This is a genomic window from Pseudomonas sp. 05N433, from assembly GCF_056396925.1.
Window position 1 is genome coordinate 1 of the sequence record NZ_JBFTML010000022.1, and the last position, 17,855, is coordinate 17,855.

General features: G+C 57.0%; 18 protein-coding genes. 9 read left to right on the forward strand and 9 right to left on the reverse strand.

What is annotated here, in order from left to right; genetic code table 11:
- Positions 1 to 104: 104 nt before the first annotated feature.
- The 3 genes from AC1DIS_RS13780 to AC1DIS_RS13790 form a co-directional block, all read right to left on the reverse strand.
- A complete protein-coding gene (locus AC1DIS_RS13780) occupies positions 105 to 1,430 on the reverse strand; it encodes a UDP-glucose dehydrogenase family protein (protein WP_064616865.1) in 1,326 nt (441 codons plus the stop codon).
- 308 nt (positions 1,431 to 1,738) lie between these two features.
- The gene (locus tag AC1DIS_RS13785) at positions 1,739 to 3,964 is read right to left on the reverse strand and encodes a polysaccharide biosynthesis tyrosine autokinase (protein WP_230138968.1); all 2,226 of its coding nucleotides are present in this window, start codon (positions 3,962 to 3,964) and stop codon (positions 1,739 to 1,741) included.
- A 45-nt stretch (positions 3,965 to 4,009) separates the two neighbouring features.
- On the reverse strand, positions 4,010 to 4,450 hold the full coding sequence (locus tag AC1DIS_RS13790) for a low molecular weight protein-tyrosine-phosphatase (RefSeq protein WP_172901207.1): 441 nt from the start codon (positions 4,448 to 4,450) through the stop codon (positions 4,010 to 4,012).
- A 659-nt stretch (positions 4,451 to 5,109) separates the two neighbouring features.
- Between AC1DIS_RS13790 and galU the strand changes: the two genes are divergently transcribed.
- The 3 genes from galU to rfaH are packed head-to-tail and all read left to right on the forward strand — an operon-like array spanning position 5,110 to position 6,927.
- Positions 5,110 to 5,943 carry a UTP--glucose-1-phosphate uridylyltransferase GalU gene (galU, locus tag AC1DIS_RS13795; protein ID WP_018928284.1) on the forward strand — a complete coding sequence of 278 codons (834 nt, stop codon included), beginning with the start codon at positions 5,110 to 5,112 and terminating at the stop codon, positions 5,941 to 5,943.
- Positions 5,944 to 5,992: 49 nt separating this feature from the next.
- Entirely contained in the window at positions 5,993 to 6,424 is a 432-nt protein-coding gene (locus AC1DIS_RS13800; RefSeq protein ID WP_018928285.1) for a hypothetical protein, read from the forward strand.
- Complete coding sequence (rfaH, locus tag AC1DIS_RS13805; protein ID WP_019581966.1) at positions 6,421 to 6,927, forward strand: transcription/translation regulatory transformer protein RfaH; 507 nt, start codon at positions 6,421 to 6,423, stop codon at positions 6,925 to 6,927. The genes AC1DIS_RS13800 and rfaH overlap by 4 nt, the downstream gene beginning before the upstream one ends.
- A 69-nt stretch (positions 6,928 to 6,996) precedes the next feature.
- Here rfaH and AC1DIS_RS13810 read toward each other — a convergent pair whose 3' ends face one another.
- Positions 6,997 to 7,833: an undecaprenyl-diphosphate phosphatase gene (locus AC1DIS_RS13810; protein ID WP_477744334.1), complete on the reverse strand. Its 837-nt coding sequence runs from the start codon at positions 7,831 to 7,833 to the stop codon at positions 6,997 to 6,999.
- A gap of 380 nt (positions 7,834 to 8,213) precedes the next feature.
- On the opposite strand from AC1DIS_RS13810, the gene AC1DIS_RS13815 reads away from it, so the two are divergent.
- On the forward strand, positions 8,214 to 8,630 hold the full coding sequence (locus AC1DIS_RS13815; RefSeq protein ID WP_111453690.1) for a hypothetical protein: 417 nt from the start codon (positions 8,214 to 8,216) through the stop codon (positions 8,628 to 8,630).
- On the opposite strand, the gene AC1DIS_RS13820 is transcribed toward AC1DIS_RS13815, so the two are convergent.
- The 5 genes from AC1DIS_RS13820 to AC1DIS_RS13840 form a co-directional block, all read right to left on the reverse strand.
- A complete protein-coding gene (locus AC1DIS_RS13820) occupies positions 8,624 to 9,526 on the reverse strand; it encodes a universal stress protein (protein ID WP_230138966.1) in 903 nt (300 codons plus the stop codon). The two genes, AC1DIS_RS13815 and AC1DIS_RS13820, sit on opposite strands and share 7 nt — an antisense overlap.
- 189 nt (positions 9,527 to 9,715) lie before the next feature.
- Positions 9,716 to 10,315, reverse strand: a complete 600-nt coding sequence (locus AC1DIS_RS13825) for a serine protease family protein (protein WP_305412809.1) — start codon at positions 10,313 to 10,315, stop codon at positions 9,716 to 9,718.
- 337 nt (positions 10,316 to 10,652) lie between these two features.
- On the reverse strand, positions 10,653 to 11,873 hold the full coding sequence (gene arsJ / locus AC1DIS_RS13830) for an organoarsenical effux MFS transporter ArsJ (RefSeq protein WP_230138965.1): 1,221 nt from the start codon (positions 11,871 to 11,873) through the stop codon (positions 10,653 to 10,655).
- A 9-nt stretch (positions 11,874 to 11,882) separates the two neighbouring features.
- A complete protein-coding gene (locus tag AC1DIS_RS13835; protein ID WP_018928292.1) occupies positions 11,883 to 12,887 on the reverse strand; it encodes an ArsJ-associated glyceraldehyde-3-phosphate dehydrogenase in 1,005 nt (334 codons plus the stop codon).
- 43 nt (positions 12,888 to 12,930) lie between these two features.
- Positions 12,931 to 13,296 (reverse strand): metalloregulator ArsR/SmtB family transcription factor, encoded by a 366-nt coding sequence (locus tag AC1DIS_RS13840; protein WP_086945530.1) that lies wholly within the window; start codon positions 13,294 to 13,296, stop codon positions 12,931 to 12,933.
- A gap of 222 nt (positions 13,297 to 13,518) precedes the next feature.
- On the opposite strand from AC1DIS_RS13840, the gene AC1DIS_RS13845 reads away from it, so the two are divergent.
- The 5 genes from AC1DIS_RS13845 to AC1DIS_RS13865 all read left to right on the forward strand — a co-directional run bounded on the left by AC1DIS_RS13845 (position 13,519) and on the right by AC1DIS_RS13865 (position 17,828).
- Complete coding sequence (locus AC1DIS_RS13845) at positions 13,519 to 14,190, forward strand: GntR family transcriptional regulator (RefSeq protein ID WP_007935506.1); 672 nt, start codon at positions 13,519 to 13,521, stop codon at positions 14,188 to 14,190.
- A gap of 114 nt (positions 14,191 to 14,304) precedes the next feature.
- A complete protein-coding gene (locus AC1DIS_RS13850; protein ID WP_138867118.1) occupies positions 14,305 to 15,237 on the forward strand; it encodes a 4-hydroxyproline epimerase in 933 nt (310 codons plus the stop codon).
- Entirely contained in the window at positions 15,234 to 16,349 is a 1,116-nt protein-coding gene (locus AC1DIS_RS13855; protein ID WP_477744335.1) for an NAD(P)/FAD-dependent oxidoreductase, read from the forward strand. The genes AC1DIS_RS13850 and AC1DIS_RS13855 overlap by 4 nt, the downstream gene beginning before the upstream one ends.
- Positions 16,342 to 16,578: a (2Fe-2S)-binding protein gene (locus tag AC1DIS_RS13860; RefSeq protein WP_008074690.1), complete on the forward strand. Its 237-nt coding sequence runs from the start codon at positions 16,342 to 16,344 to the stop codon at positions 16,576 to 16,578. Before AC1DIS_RS13855 ends, AC1DIS_RS13860 begins: the two co-directional genes overlap by 8 nt.
- Positions 16,575 to 17,828 (forward strand): NAD(P)/FAD-dependent oxidoreductase, encoded by a 1,254-nt coding sequence (locus AC1DIS_RS13865; protein ID WP_192351519.1) that lies wholly within the window; start codon positions 16,575 to 16,577, stop codon positions 17,826 to 17,828. Before AC1DIS_RS13860 ends, AC1DIS_RS13865 begins: the two co-directional genes overlap by 4 nt.
- The last annotated feature ends 27 nt before the right edge of the window (positions 17,829 to 17,855 follow it).

The following is a 17,855-nucleotide window of genomic DNA, read 5'->3' on the forward strand; positions in this document are numbered from 1 at the left end:
GTCATATAGCAGCATATGGGTCCGGGTAGATGCTGGAACAGGGACATTATTGCGATGGGGTTTGTTTGAAGCGGAGGCCAAAGCCCCCACTTCAACTTGTAATATTACTGGCGGCCTATGGAGTAATATTTAATACCTTTATCTTTAAGCTTTTGAGGATCGAAAAGGTTTCTTCCATCAAATATTATAGGCTCGCTAAGTTGGCTTGCAATTTGATCCAGATCGGGTGCCTTGAAGGCTTGCCATTCAGTTATTATGATTAAGGCATCGCTTTCTTTTAAAGTTTCTTCTTTGGTTCCGCACAAACTCAAGTCATCACGATTATTGTAAATTCGCTGAGTTTCTTCCATCGCCTCCGGATCATACGCTCTCACCTTGGCGCCGTTTTTCCACAGTGCCTCCATCAGTACTCGACTGGGTGCTTCACGCATATCATCAGTATTGGGTTTAAAGCTCAACCCCCAAAGAGCGAATGTTTTTCCTGCGATATCCCCATTGTAGTGATTAATTATTTTCCTGAAAATTACACTCTTTTGCTCATTATTTCTTGCCTCTACGGACTTCAGAATTACTGCATCAAAGTCCAGTTGCTCGGATGTCTTAATGAGGGCTTGTACATCTTTAGGAAAACAAGAGCCACCATACCCGGATCCTGCATAGATGAAGTGGTAACCAATCCTGGGATCTGAACCTATGCCCTTTCGCACCATTTCGATATCAGCACCGAGCATTTCTGACAAGTTAGAAATCTCATTCATGAAGCTGATTTTTGTTGCAAGCATGCAGTTGGCTGCATATTTCGTCAGCTCAGCGCTGCGAACGTCCATGACAATTATTTTTTCGTGATTACGGTTGAAAGGAGCATAGAGGTCACGAATGACTTCTTCTGTACTCGCCTGTTCCGTACCAATAACTATCCGATCCGGACGCATGCAGTCCGATACTGCAGAACCTTCCTTTAAAAACTCTGGATTCGATGCAACGTCAAACGAAAGATCAGTGCGGCCGCGTTGAGCCAGTACGCTCGCAACTCGATCCCTCACTTTATCGGCTGTTCCAACAGGAACGGTAGACTTGTTAATGATAATGCAATTGCTTTCAATATTATTTGCTATCGTTTCGGCAACAGCCAGCACATATTTTAGATCCGCTGATCCGTCCTCATCAGGCGGTGTGCCTACCGCAATGAATTGAACCTTTCCATGCTTCACTGCTGATGCCGCGTCCGTCGTGAACTTCAACCTTCCGGCGGTGTAGTTCTCTTTGACTAAAACTTCCAGTCCAGGCTCATAGATTGGAATAATCCCCTGCTCCAGATTTCTTACTTTTTGCTCATCTACGTCCACACAAATTACATCGTGGCCAATCTCGGCTAGCACCGCCCCTTGAACAAGGCCTACGTAGCCAATTCCGAATACAGTGACTTTCATAATGATTACCTTGGTACAAATGTTGGTTTTTGGCTCACGCCACCCACTTGGAAACCCAAGGAATCCTGGATTCCTTGCTAGCCTTCAAGTCCGGCGGCAAGAATGGCCGGCGAGGAAGGACGTGGCATTAAGCACGCTACCGCCCCAGGATTTTTCGTCATCTTCCTCAGGACGTGGTGCTTTCATGAACTATCGGTTTGATCATGCCTATTGGCTAGTGATCCAGCGCAGCAATAAACGACAAAAACTCAAGAACAACAGCAATACCGTAAAAATCTGAACGGATGACGCGACCTGTTCAATACCCTTTAGTTTTTGTCGGAGGCGTAGGCATAGTGGTAATAACCATAATCACTGTAGCCATACTTGTTGGAAGCCTTTCTCTCCACGCCATTGAAAATCGCACCTTTAATGGCGACGCCGTTCTGGGTGAACCGGCGCACCGTCAACTCGATTTCTTTCGCTGGGTTCAGGCCATAGCGCGTCACGATCAGATTGGTCCCGGACAGACGCCCGACGATCGCCGCATCTGTCACTGCCAATAGTGGCGGTGTATCGAGAATCACCAGATCGTAAAGCTCACTCACCTGCTCCAATAGCGCACTGAAATTGGCATGCATCAGTAACTCGGAAGGATTGGGCGGAATCTGGCCTCGACTGACAAAATCGAAATTGTCGATTGCGGTCTTGTGGATGGCGGTGGCCACATCACAGCGTCGGGCCAGAACATCGGAGAGCCCATTGTCTGAAGAAACACCTAACACTTTGTGCAAATAGCCTTTGCGCATGTCGACATCGATCAATAATACCCGCAGCCCGGTCTGTGCTATCACCACCGCGAGGTTGACCGAGACAAACGTTTTACCCACCTGAGGGCTGGGCCCGGAAATCATCAGGCGGTTGTTGTCGGCCTCATGCATGGCGAAGTGCAGACTGGTACGCAAACTGCGCAATGCCTCGATTGCCAGATCGGTAGGATGAGTGACGGCCAGCAATGAAGTCCCATTGGAGCGCCCTCGTCCGCGGGAGACTTTATCTTCTTCGGCTTTCTGCAGAATGCTGTAGGGAATCGACGCATAGACCGGCAACCCAAGTTGCTCGATGGCTTCCGGACTCTCCAGCCCGCGGTTCAGTGCCTTGCGTACCAGCACCAGGGCCACTGCCAGGAAGCCGCCAAGAAGAGTGGCGATCAATACAATCAGGATTTTTTTCGGCTTGACCGGTTTGAGGAAGTTGACGTCCGCGGTGTCGATCAGGCGTACGTTACCGACAGTGCCCGCGCGCATCACATCCAGTTCCTGAGACTTATTCAGCAGCTGGGTGTAAATGGCCGTACCGACTTCTACATCCCGGGTAAGGCTCAGCAATTCTTGTTGGGTAGAGGGAAGGCTCTCTACTTTGGACGCCAAACTTTTCTGCTTGCTGCTCAACTCACCGATCTGGGTCAACAATGCGCGATAGGCAGGATGTTGACGGGTGAACTTGCGGTCCATCTCGGCTTGCTGCAACTTCAACTCGGAAATATTGGTATCGAGCCCGACTATCTGATCAAGAATGGCTTTGGTTTCGAGCGTGATGTCCACGGACTTGCTGCGCGTCTGGTACTCATTCAACGCATTTCCGGCTTTTTCCAGATCCTTCTTGACCTCAGGAAGTTGCTCTTTGAGAAACGCCAGGCTCTGCGCAGCCTCTGCTGAAGTGCGCTCTACGTTTTGCCGTACATATATAGCGGCGATTTCATTGAGTATTTTAATCGCCTGGTCCGGATCTGTGCTTTCCAGCGCCAGACCGATCATGCCCGACTCTTTTCCGCGCTCAACTACATCCAGGGCCTCTTGATAGTCGAGGATACTGGTCAGGCGGGAGTTACGGATAATGCGGAAGCGGGTACCAGGATTGGCGTGCAGTTCCTCTATTTGAAACGTTACGCCATTTTTTTCGAAAAGCTCTCCGGCCCGGCTGGCCGCCAATAGGTTGTCATCTTCATCCACCAACGTGAAATGACCATTTTCACCCGTGGTCAGGGTCAATTTCTTGCCCAGTTGCGAATCGGGGAGATCCAGTTTGAAGATCTTCAGCGACTCCCCTCCCCAGGCGAAACTGTTCAACCCCAACAAGGGTTCGGCTATTTCACCGGGATTATTATTCTGGAATCGACGCGCCAGGAACTCACCGAAAACCGGGAAATACTTCGGCTGTATGACAATATCAAGTTTCAAGTTATCGACAGTTTTACCAATCACGGAGCGGGACTGGATCAACTCGATTTCGGTGGCCGAAGGAGACTCCTTGCCCAGCATGCTGCCGATATCCGAGAAGCCCAATAAGTCGTTCTTCTTCGCTTCGACCTGCAACAGCGCATTCGCCTGAAATACCGGTGTCGCCAGCACTGCGTACGCGGCCCCTGCGACCATGAAGGCGCCGGTAACCGCGGCAATCAGCCATTTATGGTCGATGAGTGTTCCAAACAGGCCGAGAAGATCAATCTCGTCATTGTCGTCGTCCCGCACGTTGACTACCGGTGCTTGCTGCATAAGTCGGATTCTTTGCCTTGATTACGATTCAAAAAGGAGTGGCCATCAGCGTGCCAGACGCTGTGCCCATGCGTGTACGGCTTCTTCGATCAACGCATAAGCGTGCACAAAAGCAGGTTTGCCTTGACGGTAGGGGTCGCTGATCTCTCGATCGTCCTGCCATTTGCCCAACAACAACACTTTGCCCCGCGCTTCAGGGGCAATGTTGAGCACGCCACTGACATGTCGCCGCTCCATCACCAGAATCAAGTCCGCCTCACTGACGGCTTGAGAAGTGAGCTGAACGGCCTGGTGCTCATGGGGCAGATGACCATGCTCTGTGAGCACGGCGTGTGCTGTCGGCTCGATGGGCTTGCCCGTCAGGGCGGCAAGGCCGGCTGAACTGACCTGAATATCGGAATGGACGAGTGCCCCACGCAGCAAATGCTCCGCGGTGGGACTGCGGCATATATTGCCAACACAGACAATCAAAACCCTTTTAAGCAAGATGACCTTCCCCGTCTTGTCAACATTGGCGGTGACCTAGCACTTGCCGAACATAAGAGCTTTAAATTACGAATGAGCCCGGGCATTTATAACGACCAGGAACTGCGACTGAAACTTTCAAACAATCAATGCGTATTTATTACCATGACGCTTGAACGGCCCTCAACTTTTTATCCAGACAAAAAATAACATCGCACTCTGCAGAGTACAAAAATAACAGTTAGTGAATTTATTCAGACAATTTCTAACGGTTGTCGTTTTCTGGCGACTGTTCAATCTAAATTATACTGAAATAGCGAATGACTAATGTATAGCCGTTCCGCTACTGCATTGCCAGGGTGTCGAACATTTGGTTAGTAGTTGGGTAAGGGACGCCTTGGGCAATAACTCTATTTACAGCGGGTTACGTCACGAGCATGCCGTGGAACAACCGGGCATGCTCGCCGGCCAATCGGCTGCTCGATGTCTCCCCTGCCCGCGCCTGGCGAGAAGCATGGCGTGCAGACCATTCGCAGCCCCTGGCGCGTTGCGAACATTGTTCTTGAGTGACCGGGCCGCTTCGAGCCCGCACTCCCCAGCGTGACCGGTTCGGCCAGCCTGGATCGAATCTTTCCTACTGCCATCAGCTATTCCATCAGTCTACTTTCAAGGACGCTTCCATGATTCGTAAATGCCTGTTCCCCGCCGCCGGTTATGGGACCCGCTTTTTACCCGCCACCAAGGCCATGCCGAAGGAGATGCTGCCGATCGTCAGTAAGCCGCTGATCCAGTATGCCGTCGAGGAAGCGCGTGACGCCGGCCTGCAACACATGGCCATCGTCACCGGTCGCGGCAAGCGCGCGCTGGAGGATCATTTCGATACCAGCTACGAGCTGGAGCACCAGATTCGTGGCACCGATAAGGAAAAGTTCCTGCACGGCACTCGCGAGCTGATCGATACCTGCAGCTTTTCCTACACTCGTCAGGTGGAAATGAAAGGCCTGGGGCACGCCATTCTCAGCGGCCGCTCGTTGATCGGTGATGAGCCATTCGCCGTGGTGCTGGCCGACGACCTGTGCCTGAACCTGGAGGGGGATGGAGTTCTGGCGCAAATGCTCAAGCTTTATGAGCAGTTCCGCTGTTCGATCGTGGCGATCCAGGAAGTACCCCGCGAGCAAACTCAGAAGTACGGCGTGATTGCCGGCGAGTTGATTCGCGAGGGGATTTACCGGGTCAACAGCATGGTCGAAAAGCCCCGTCCGGAAGACGCTCCGTCCAACCTGGCGATCATCGGTCGATACATTCTGACCCCCGACATCTTCGACCTGATCGCTGACACCGAACCTGGCAAGGGCGGTGAAATCCAGATCACCGATGCGCTGATGAAGCAGGCCCAGAACGGCTGCGTGCTGGCTTACAAGTTCGAGGGTCGACGCTTCGACTGTGGCGGTGCCGAAGGTTATATCGAAGCCACCAACTTCTGCTTCGAGCATCTGCATCAAAACGCCCTGTGATGTTGCTGTCCCCCGATATGGTCTTTATCACCTTATGGACGAAGCCTCTATGAATACGTTGAGCGGTTTCAAGGCAGATGACAGTCGCCACCCGTATAGCGCTGACCTTAAGCACAACCTCGCGTACCGCATCGTGCGCGCCTATGCGTCGGAACTGATTTTCCCCCGCGTGCGAAAACCACCGGTACTGCTGGTGGAACGCATCGGCGCGTTCCCCTCATCCGGGGAGATCCGCCGCCAAGTCAAGGATGGTCCGGCGCTGCTGGCGAGCATCAAGCAGCGTTATGCCCGCGATGCCCTTGACCTCAACGAAAGCAGCGGGCTGAACCTGGTCTTTGCCGACTGGCGCTTCAGCTTGCGCCTCTCGGGCGAGGGTTGCGTAGCTTGCCTGACCGTGGAAAGTCGGGGCGACAGCTCGCTCCTGCAGCGCAAAACCGCCGAGCTGCTGGGGCAGATCGATGCAGGGAGGGCATTTGAATGAACGCGATTGCCGAACACGCCACCAAAGCCTGGTACCTGGTCCAGTGCAAGCCCAAACAAGATGAGCGCGCCGAAGAACATTTGCAGCGCCAAGGCTATGCATGCTTTCGCAAGACCTACAGACGTGAGCGCATGTTGCGCGGGCAACGTCGAGTGATCAGCGAGTCGCTGTTTCCGGGCTACCTGTTTATTCAACTGAGCCTTCAGGACAGCTGGGGTCCACTGCGCTCGACCCGCGGCGTTTCGCGGGTCGTCGGGTTTGGCGGTCAGCCATTGCCGATCCGCGATGCGCTGATCGACGAACTCCAGGAACCAGACAGCCAGGCGATCGTGACCACGCTGTTGAAACACGGAGATGCGGTGCGCATCACTGAAGGTCCGTTCTGCGATCTCGAAGCGGTGTTCCTGGCCATGGACGGTGAAGAACGGGTACTGCTGATGATGAATTTGCTGCAGCGTGAACAGCAAATCAGCCTGCCACTGGCGCGGGTCAACAAGCTTTAGACGCTTTTAGCTGCTTACACAAAAACGCCGCTCAACAACAAGCGGCGTTTTTTATCAACACAGGAAAACCTACGCCCCTTCCGAGAGGTGATTCCAGTCCACCCAACCCAAAAACCACGTCGCCAGAATCAGTAAACCGAAGGCGATCCGGTACCAGGCAAACACCGCATAACTATGGTTGGCGATGAACTTGAGCAACCCGCGCACGGCAATCATCGCAAAGACGAAAGCGGCGACAAATCCCAGGGCAAACACCGGCAAATCTGCGGCCTGGAACAGGTCGCGATATTTATAGCCCGAGTACACCGCGGCCCCCACCATTGTCGGCATCGCCAGGAAGAACGAAAACTCGGTGGCCGTCTTGCGTGACAGGCCAAACAGCAACCCGCCGATAATCGTCGATCCCGAACGCGAAGTGCCGGGAATCATCGCCAGGCATTGTGCACATCCGACTTTCAAGGCATCGGTCCAGCGCATCTCGTCCACGTGATCGACCACTACCACGTGCTCGAGCTGTTCAGCCCACAACATGATGATCCCGCCGATCACCAGCGCCACAGCCACGGTGATCGGGTTGAACAGATATTGATGGATTTTGTCGGCGAACATCACCCCCAGCACCACCGCCGGCAAGAAACCGATCAGCAAATTCAGAGTAAAACGTTGCGCATTACGCTGGGTCGGCAAACCCGTGGTGATGTCCAGAATCTTGCGACGGAACTCCCAGACGACCGCCAGAATAGCGCCCAACTGAATAATGATATTGAACGCCATGGCTCGCTCACCGCCAAAGTCGAGCAGGTCCGCGGCAATAATCTGATGGCCTGTACTGGAGATCGGCAAAAACTCTGTGAGTCCTTCAACCAGCCCTAGAATCGATACTTGCGTGGTGGTCCAGAAGTCCATTAATCCCCCGTTAACCCCTTTCGGCTGAAAGGTCTGTTGTTGGTTCCGAGCAGCTGTCGGGTCAACGGAGAATTAAAACGCATTACCTGCCGGCTTGAGGCAAACGTTATAAAACGTCCATGACCAGGGCTATGACCACCTCGACGGCCCTACCCGCCTGCTACGCTTTGCGTTCATGACTGGAGGAATAACCATGCCGGACGATCCTCCCCCCGCCCTGCTCGACGCCGGATGGGCGCCTGAAGAAGAAATTGACCCGGAAGACTGACACTTGTGTATCGCGAATCCATGGCTGCCACTCATCGTCAGCTCGTTGACGTTTTGAGTTTGGACGCGCGCAATGTCTACCCCAAAAATGATCGCCCAAGAGAACATTCCACATGGCAAAGATCATAGTGCTCGCTGGTGACTTCCCGCAGTGCGACGGGGAATATCACTCGGGTACCATCACGCTCAAAACGGCCCTTAAGCCACGATTGGGGAAAAGCTTCCCGGTCTCGGAATTTAAAGATCTAACGATCCAGAACACGGACTCCAACAAGAATATAAAGAGCGCCATCGGCCTGGGCATTGCGGGCGCGATGTTGTTGGGGCCGGTCGGTGCCATCGCTGGCTATCTGCTCGCGGGCAACAACACGGAAGTGACCTTCATGGCCACCCTGAAGGACGGTGGCAAGCTCCTGGCGGCAACCGATAGCGAGACCTTCGAGGACATCTCGGCACGTGCCCACAAAAAAAACCGCCCCGGTCGCCGAGGCGTCCCTCGCGAATCATTTAACAACGACTCCATTCACTGATCCGCTGCCCCCGTGACCGCGAAGATGTTGCAGGGCACTCTATACAGAACATGCTCCGTCGTACTGCCCACCCACTTGCCCAACCCCTTGCGATGCGCATTGCCCATGACGATCACATCGGCCCGGTGATGCGCTGCAAAGTCAGCCAGCGCTTTGCCGGGCGGGCCCGCAACGAAGTGTTGTCGCTCGGTGGGCACGCCAAAGTGGTCGGCCAATGCGATGAATGACTGATGCAGAGACTTGCGCACGTCACTGTTGAAGCCTGGCATCGTCACTGCACCCGCGCCTGCGTCGGCTATATGCGTCAGCGACAGATCATAGGCATGCAGCAAATGCAGTTCTGCGTTGCATTGCATGGCCAGTCCGTTCGCTGCCTGGATGATGCGGTCGTTGATGCCGGTGATCTGCGTATCGGGTTGCGACGGATCGACCGCCGCCACGATCACCCGCGGCAGCGGACACCTGACTTCGCTGACCAGATGCACAGGCACCGGACATTCGCGCAACAGGTGCCAATCCAGAGGTGTAACGAAAACACGCTTGAGTGCAGACTCGTGCTGCACGTCCTTGATCACCAGATCCGGTTGCATTTCTGCCACGTGCCGAAGGATTTCTTGCAACGCGCTGCGGGTTACAAGCACTTCGGTGCTTACCGTGACCCCGCGCCCGCGTATCAGATCTGCTTCATCCTTCAGCCACTTTTCGTTCTCTTGCTGACAGGCCTCACGAAACCGCGCACCGGCGCTCATCAACCCCAAAAGGTGAGAGTCTTCGATAAACACCGTGATGTGCAGCGCTGCGCCAGTGGCTTCGGCGATGGCGACAGCTCGTTCCAACGCCGGGGTGTGACGCATGGCTGGGCCGGCTATCAGAAAGAGTCGTTGATATTGGCTCATGTAACACCTCCAAACGTTCCGGGATATCTAACTCCCCCCAACGCTCTCGCCTGTCAAACCACCGACGATTGGCTATCGCCTCAACTAACGGGATCGACACTATCAATATACGCCTTGATTGAATAAGCGAGTGATAGACGCGCCACGTCACACCGAATCCGATGTTCCGGATTCGGTGATGACCCAACACTACTTCTGCGCGTATTTCGTGCCGTGCGAATCGTTAAGCTGTGCCTGCATCAGCCCCCACTCACGTTGAATGATCGAGTAAGGAATAAAGATACTGATCCGCTCAGCGCCCTTTACCCCAGGGTGAAAACTCACATCGTGAAGTGTGGTGGAGAAGAATCCGACATTAATACCGACAATGCTGCCGTCATTGGCGATAACCGGCCCACCCGACATCCCCTTGATCATCGGGGCATCATGGATCGAATAGCGTTCGCCGCTGCCTTCATCACTGTTGATGAAAGGCGCCGGATACACCTTGCCTTGCCCGCTGACCGTCGTCATATACGGACTCGTTCCCACGGCAGTGATGTGCTCACCCACGCGCGGCGCGCGCCATGACGGATAATGGCCGTCGGCCTTGTGCTTGATGAAGACCAGGTCGCAACCGGTGCTGCAGCTGTATATCACGTTGCGGATAAGGGGTGTGTGGCGGGTGGTGACGGCGTAGTCTTCGTTCCATTGCACGGCCGAGGCCGTGTACAGATAGGGCAAGGGAAACCCTGAGAAGACTGAGAAATATGAATCGTTGGCAGGTCCCGACAAGTCGGGTTTTACCATACCGTTGCATCCTGCAATACCAGCTCCTATTAAAAAGTAGGCCATGATTTTAATCATGATGTTCACCGACTTATAAGGAGATTTTAGTTTTTGTTGTGTCAGGTTTTAGTGATCGGGTTGTTGTAGTTGTTCCTCGCTGCCTGTTCTGGTGGGTAATGTATGGCCTAGGTTGTAAGCGTGTGTATGAATTAATTGCGCTAAGAACAATCGCTTTTCGTTACATATAAAAAACTTCAAATATTTGGCGCCTGAAAAATGTCACACGCACCAAAATAAATATAAATGGAAGTTGCACTTAATAAGTGTAAAACGCGTGAAACAGTACTTTTAGAGCGATTTAGAGCACGTTGGAATGCCGCGGCAACCTAACAGAAATCAGTGCCGCGAAAATAACAAATGCGCTGGATATCCATAAACACGCTTCCAGCCCGAAGACCTGAAAAACCCAACCGGAGAGCACGGTGCCGATCAGCCGTCCCATGGCGTTGGACATGTAGTAGAAGCCCACATCCAGCGATACGCCGTCTTCCTTGGCGTAGGACACGATCAGGTAGCTGTGCAGCGAGGAATTCACCGCGAACAACGCACCAAAGATCATCAGACCGCCCAACAGCACCCACTGTGGCGACAACCCGGTGTTCAGCCCCAGCGCGATTGCCGCCGGCAGGCCTGCCAAGGCAACCGCCCAAAGAAACGCGGCGCGGCCATCCGGGACATGCCCTCGTTGCTTGCCGGTGATCCGCGGCGCGAGCGATTGCACGATGCCGTAGCCAATCACCCAGGCCGCCAGGAATCCACCGACCTTCCAGAAGTCCCAGCCAAAAACGCTGCTCAAGTACACCGGTAAAGCCACCACGAACCAGACATCGCGGGCACCGAACAGGAACATCCGTGCCGCCGACAAGATGTTGATGGCCCGGCTCTTGGAGAGGATGTCACGGAACCTGGGCTTGGCTTTCGCCTTGCCCAGGTCCTTTTTCAACAGGATCAGGCTGCTGAGCCAGATCAGCGAAAGAACGCCTGCCATGGCCAGCAGCGCCCCTCTGAAACCGATCAGGGCGAGCAATGCCCCGCCGAGAAAGAAACCGACGCCCTTGAGGGCATTCTTCGAGCCGGTGAGGATGGCTATCCATTGATAAAGCGTGCCCTGTTGCCCGTCGGGCACCAGAAGCTTGATCGAGCTTTTGGCGCTCATCTTGTTCAGGTCTTTGGCGATCCCCGACAGTGCCTGCGCCCCCATCACCCAAGGAATCGTCAGCCAGGCCACCGGCACCGTCAGCATCAACAGCGCCACCACCTGCATCCCCAGCCCGATGTTCATGGTCCGGTTCAACCCCAGTCGCGCGCCGAGATAACCGCCCAGCAGGTTGGTGATCACGCCAAAGAGTTCGTAGAACAGAAACAACGCCGCGATTTGCAACGGGCTGTAGCCCAACCCGTGAAAGTGCAGCACCACCAACATGCGCAAGGCACCGTCGGTGAGGGTAAAAGCCCAGTAATTGCCCGTAACAAGCAGGTATTGCCGCACTGACGGCGCGAGGGCTGACAAGGCTTTCATCAACGCTCCTTAAACGGCCAGACCGACCATCCTGGCCAATTCGACGGTGCGGTTCGCGTACCCCCATTCGTTGTCGTACCAGGCATAGATTTTGACCTGGGTGCCGTTGATGACCATGGTCGACAGCGCATCGATGATCGATGAGCGCGGATCGGTGCGGTAGTCGATGGACACCAGCGGACGCTCCTCGAAACCGAGAATACCTTTGAGTTCGTTCTCGGACGCGTCCTTGAGAAACCGATTCACTTCGTCAACCGTGGTGACGCGATCGACCTCGAACACACAATCAGTCAGCGAAGCATTGGCCAACGGTACACGCACCGCGTGGCCATTCAGACGCCCGCGCAGCTCCGGGAAAATTTCCGCGATGGCGGTGGCCGAACCGGTGCTGGTCGGGATCAGGCTCATGCCCGAAGCCCGCGCACGGCGCAGATCCTTGTGGGGTTGGTCGAGAATGCTTTGGGTGTTGGTCAAGTCGTGAATGGTGGTGATCGAGCCGTGGCGAATGCCTAGCGCTTCATGGATCACCTTGACCACTGGCGCGAGGCAATTGGTGGTGCACGACGCCGCGGTAACGATGCGATGTTCCGCCGGATTGAACAGTTGATGGTTGACGCCCATGACGATGTTCAGCGCGCCCTCTTCTTTCACCGGAGCACTGACCACCACGCGCTTGACGCCCTGGTCGAGGTACGCCTGAAGCACCGCGACAGTCTTCATCTTGCCGCTGGCTTCAATCACCAGATCGCAGCCCGACCAATCGGTATCGGCAATCGCCTTGTTGGCGGAAACCTTGATGCGCTTGCCGTCGATGACAATGCAGTTACCTTCGGCGCTGGCTTGATCATTCCAGCGACCATGCACCGAATCGAAGTTCAGCAGGTGCGCATGCGTCGCCGCGTCGCCTGCGGGGTCGTTGATCTGCACGAACTCAAACTCCGGCCAGTGCCAGGCGGCGCGCATGGCGAGACGACCGATGCGGCCAAAACCATTGATGCCCACTTTGATAGTCATGTTGGTGTGCTCTGTATCTGTTGTCAGGGATAGGCTTTTGAAATTATCGAACCGGACAGCAGGCGGCTGCCCGTTCAGGGCGCTCACCCATGTCTTCAAGACGTTTGGCATCCGCGCTCAGCCAATGCTGGTTGGTTTCAAGCACGACAGTCAGCATTTGAAGCACCCAGTCAGGAAGGCTCGGGTGCAACCGGTAGTAAACCCATTGGCCTTGTCGACGGTCCGACAGCAATCCGCTGGTGCGCAACTGCGCCAGGTGCCTGGAGACTTTCGGCTGGCTCTCATCCAACGCACAGGTCAGCTCGCAGACACACAACTCTCCCTCGCGGGCGATGAGCAGCATCATGCGGACCCGGTTGTCGTCAGCCAGGCATTTGAAAACAGTGGTCGGCGTCAGAGAGTCAGCCATTTCGGGTCTCGGCGTTTGGGTTTCATACAGCAACACGGGCTTCGCGACACAGGCAAGCCTCATTAATATGCGTTTTGCCGAATATATGTTTTTCCGTATATACGGTAAAGCAGCAAATCTTCGACCAACACAACCAGCGTCCTGACGTTCGTGCGGTCCCGGGAAGATCAGCGAAAGGATTTCGTATACCCTATCGCTATCTCACTCCAAACGATCGCCGCCGTGAACCTACCCAAACTCAACGCTCCCGACCTTGGCAATACGCCTTCGACCTCGGAAATCATCACCCGTCATCTGCGCGACGCGATCGTCGCCGGGCATTTCGCCGAAGATGAGCCGATTCGCCAGGACGACATTGCCCGCCAGTTCAACGTCAGCAAGATTCCAGTGCGCGAGGCCCTCAAGCGGCTGGAAGCCGAAGGGCTGGTGATGTTCCAGCGCAATCGCGGGGCGATGGTCACGCGGGTTTCCGATGCCGAGCTGGCGCAGATGTTCGAAGTGCGCATGTTGCTGGAAGACAAAATACTGCGCCTGGCCATCCCCAACATGACCGAAGAAACCTTCGCCCGTGCCGAGCGTATCTGTCAGGAATTCATCGGCGAGGACGACGTGGGCCGCTGGGCCGAGCTCAACTGGGAGCTGCATGCCTGCCTCTACGAACCGGCACAACGGCCGTTTCTGGTCAGCCTGATTCGATCGGTCAACGACAAGCTGGAGCGCTACCTGCGCATGCAGATGAGCCTGTCGGCCGGCAAGGAACGGGCCGATCACGAGCATCGCGAAATACTCGCGGCCTGCCGTGCCGGCGATGTGGAGCTGGCGGTGAAGCTGCTGGACGAACACATTGCCGGGGTCTGCAAGACCCTGTTCGAGCACCTGCCCCACGCCCACTGACGGCTCAGGATGCTGTGCCGATTTCGTCATCGGCACAGGATAAATCCATCAAGCCGGCACCCCGCCGCACAGGCCACTCTTGCGTTCACTCATCTGAACGGACGTGGCCCTTCCATGAAACGCATCACCGTGATCGACTCCCACACCGGCGGCGAACCGACCCGTCTGGTGACCGCCGGCTTTCCTGACCTGGGCACCGGCAGCATGGCTGAACGGCGCAAGCGGCTGGCCGACCATCATGATCAATGGCGCGCGGCCTGTGTGCTGGAACCACGAGGCAGCGACGTGCTGGTGGGTGCCCTGCTCTGCACACCGGTAGACCCGAGCGCCTGTGCCGGAGTGATTTTCTTCAACAACACCGGTTACCTGGGCATGTGCGGCCACGGCACCATCGGCCTGGTGGCGTCGTTGGCGCATCTGGGCAAGATCGGCCCCGGTGTGCACCGCATCGAGACGCCGGTGGGGACGGTGCAGGCGACCCTGCACGAAGACCATTCGGTGAGCGTGCGCAATGTGCCGGCCTACCGTTACCGCAAGGCGTTGGTGTTGCAGGTGCCGGGCATCGGCCAGGTGGTCGGCGATATTGCCTGGGGCGGCAACTGGTTTTTCCTGATCGCCGAGCATGGCCTGCGGGTGGCCGGCGACAACCTTGACGCGCTGACTGCTTATACCTACGCCGTGCAACAAGCGCTGGAAGCCCAGGGCATTCGTGGCGAAGACGGCGGGTTGATCGACCATATCGAACTGTTCGCCGATGACGATCACGCCGACAGTCGCAACTTTGTCCTATGCCCCGGCAAGGCCTATGACCGCTCACCGTGCGGCACCGGCACCAGTGCCAAACTGGCGTGCCTGGCCGCCGACGACAAGTTGCAACCGGGGCAGATCTGGCGTCAGGCCAGTGTCATCGGCAGCGAGTTCGAAGGCTCTTACGAATGGCAAGGCGAGCGCATCGTGCCGACCATTCGTGGCCGTGCCTTTATCAGCGCTGAAGCCAGTTTGATCATCGAACAAGATGACCCGTTCGCCTGGGGCATTCGCCCATGAGCGAGGGCCTGGTGGCCGATGTAATCGTGATCGGCGCCGGCATCATCGGCGCCGCCTGCGCCCAGGCACTGGCCCGTCGTGGCTTGCAGGTGTTGGTGCTGGACGCCGGCCTGCACGGTGCGACGGCGGCAGGCATGGGCCACCTGCTGGTGCTCGATGACAACCCGGCCGAACTGGCCCTGAGCCAATATTCCCTGCAACGCTGGCGTGAACTGGCGCCGGACCTGCCCGACGGCTGCGCTTACCGCAACAACGGCACACTGTGGCTGGCGGCCAACGCCGAGGAAATGGCGGTCGCCCACAGCAAATACCTGAACCTGAAAGCCCAGGGCGTGGCGTGTGAACTGGTCAGCGCCAGCGCCTTGCGTCAGCGTGAACCGGAACTGCGCGAGGATCTGGAAGGCGGCTTGCTCATCAATGGCGACGGCATTCTGTATGCGCCGGCGACGGCCCGCTGGATGCTCGACACACCGAACATCCGTCAGCACCGGGCGCGGGTCAGCGCGGTCGATGGCAATCGCGTTTACCTCGATGACGGCCATTGGTTGCGGGCCGAAGCCGTGGTGTTGGCCAACGGCATTCAGGCCAGCGAACTGTGCCCGGAGTTACCCATCGAGCCGAAAAAAGGTCACCTGCTGATTACCGACCGCTACCCCGGCACCGTCACCCACACCTTGGTGGAGTTGGGTTACGTCACCAGCGCGCACAACGCCACCGGCCCATCGACCGCCTGCAATATTCAGCCGCGCCCCACCGGGCAATTGTTCATCGGTGCCTCGCGGCAATTCGGCACCACCGACCCACAGGTCGAAGGCTGGATGCTGGCGAAAATGCTCAAGCGTGCCGCCGAGTACATGCCAGGCCTGGCCCGGCTCAACGGCATCCGCGCCTGGACCGGTTTTCGCGCCGCCAGCCCCGACGGCCTGCCGCTGGTGGGCCAGCACCCACAGCAGCAGGGCTTGTGGCTGGCGGTCGGGCACGAAGGATTGGGCGTCACCACGGCCCCCGGCACGGCCGACTTGCTGGTGGCGCAGCTGTTCAACGAAACCCCGCCACTGACCGCGCAACCGTATCTGCCCCAGCGTTTCCTCGGAGAACCTGTCTATGCCTGAATTATTGCTGGACGGCCGCGCCTTGAAGGTGGCCGAGGGCACCAGCGTCGCCGCAGCCTTGGCGCTGGGCAGCGACGGATGCACACGCACTTCGGTCAGTGGCCAACGCCGCGCACCGCTGTGCGGCATGGGTATTTGCCAGGAATGCCGGGTGACCATCGACGGCCGGCGACGCCTGGCCTGCCAGACTCTGTGCCGTGACGGCATGCAGGTGCAGACATGCCCATGAACGAATACGCCGATCTGCTGATCATCGGTGCTGGCCCCGCTGGCATGGCCGCTGCTCTTGCCGCTGCCCCCAGTGGCGCACGCATCGTCATGCTCGACGACAATCCGCTGCCGGGCGGGCAAATCTGGCGTGACGGCCCTCAAGCCAATGTGCCCGATCAGGCCCGTCGCCTGCGTGAGCGATTGCATGCGTGCAGCAACATTCGCCGTCACGCCGCCACCCGGGTGATCGCCAGTCCCGGTCCGAAACAGCTGCTGGTCGAAAATGACGATGACGGCTGGCTGATCAGTTATCACCGATTGATTCTGTGCACCGGCGCCCGCGAGTTGCTGCTGCCCTTCCCCGGCTGGACGTTGCCCGGCGTGACCGGCGCTGGTGGCTTGCAGGCGCTGATCAAGGCGGGCCTGCCGGTGCAGGGTGAGCGCGTGGTGATCGCCGGCAGCGGCCCGTTGTTACTGGCGACTGCCGCCACCGCGAAAAAACACGGCGCGCAGATCCAGCGCATCGCCGAGCAAGCCTCGCGCACCGCCGTCGCCGGTTTCGCCGCACAACTGCCCCGCTGGCCTGGCAAATGGCTGCAATCGTTCAGCCTGTTCGACCGCCATTACCGCACCGCGACGCATGTGCTGGCCGCCCTTGGCACTGACCGACTGGAAGGTGTGCGCCTGCAACAGCAGGGCAAAATCGTCGAACTGGCCTGTGATCGGCTGGCCTGTGGTTTCGGCTTGATCCCGAACATTCAATTGGGCCAGGCACTGGGTTACGCCATCGAGGGTCAGGCGTTGGCCGTGGATGCCTGGCAGGCCAGTCGCGTCGATCATTATGCGGCGGGAGAATGCACCGGGTTTGGTGGCAGTGAACTGGCGTTGGTCGAAGGTGCCATTGCTGGGCACGCGGCGGTCGGTGACCTTGAAGCGGCACGCCAGTTGTGGCCACGTCGAGCGCGCTGGCAGGGTTTTGCCAAGGCACTGAATCAGGCCTTCGCCCTCGACCCACAACTCAAATCCCTGGCCCGCCCCGACACCTTGGTCTGCCGCTGTGAAGACGTGCCCTACGGCGCATTGACCGGGCACACCGACTGGCGTGAAGCCAAACTGGCCAGTCGCTGTGGCATGGGCGCCTGTCAGGGCCGGGTGTGTGGTGGCGCGGTGCAGCACCTGTTTGGCTGGCAACCCTCGGCGCCCCGTCCGCCCTTCAGCCCGGCCCGAATCGAGACCTTGATGTGCCTGGACGACACCCCGCCAGCCTGAAACCCCCTCGGGGGTTTCAGCCGCGCT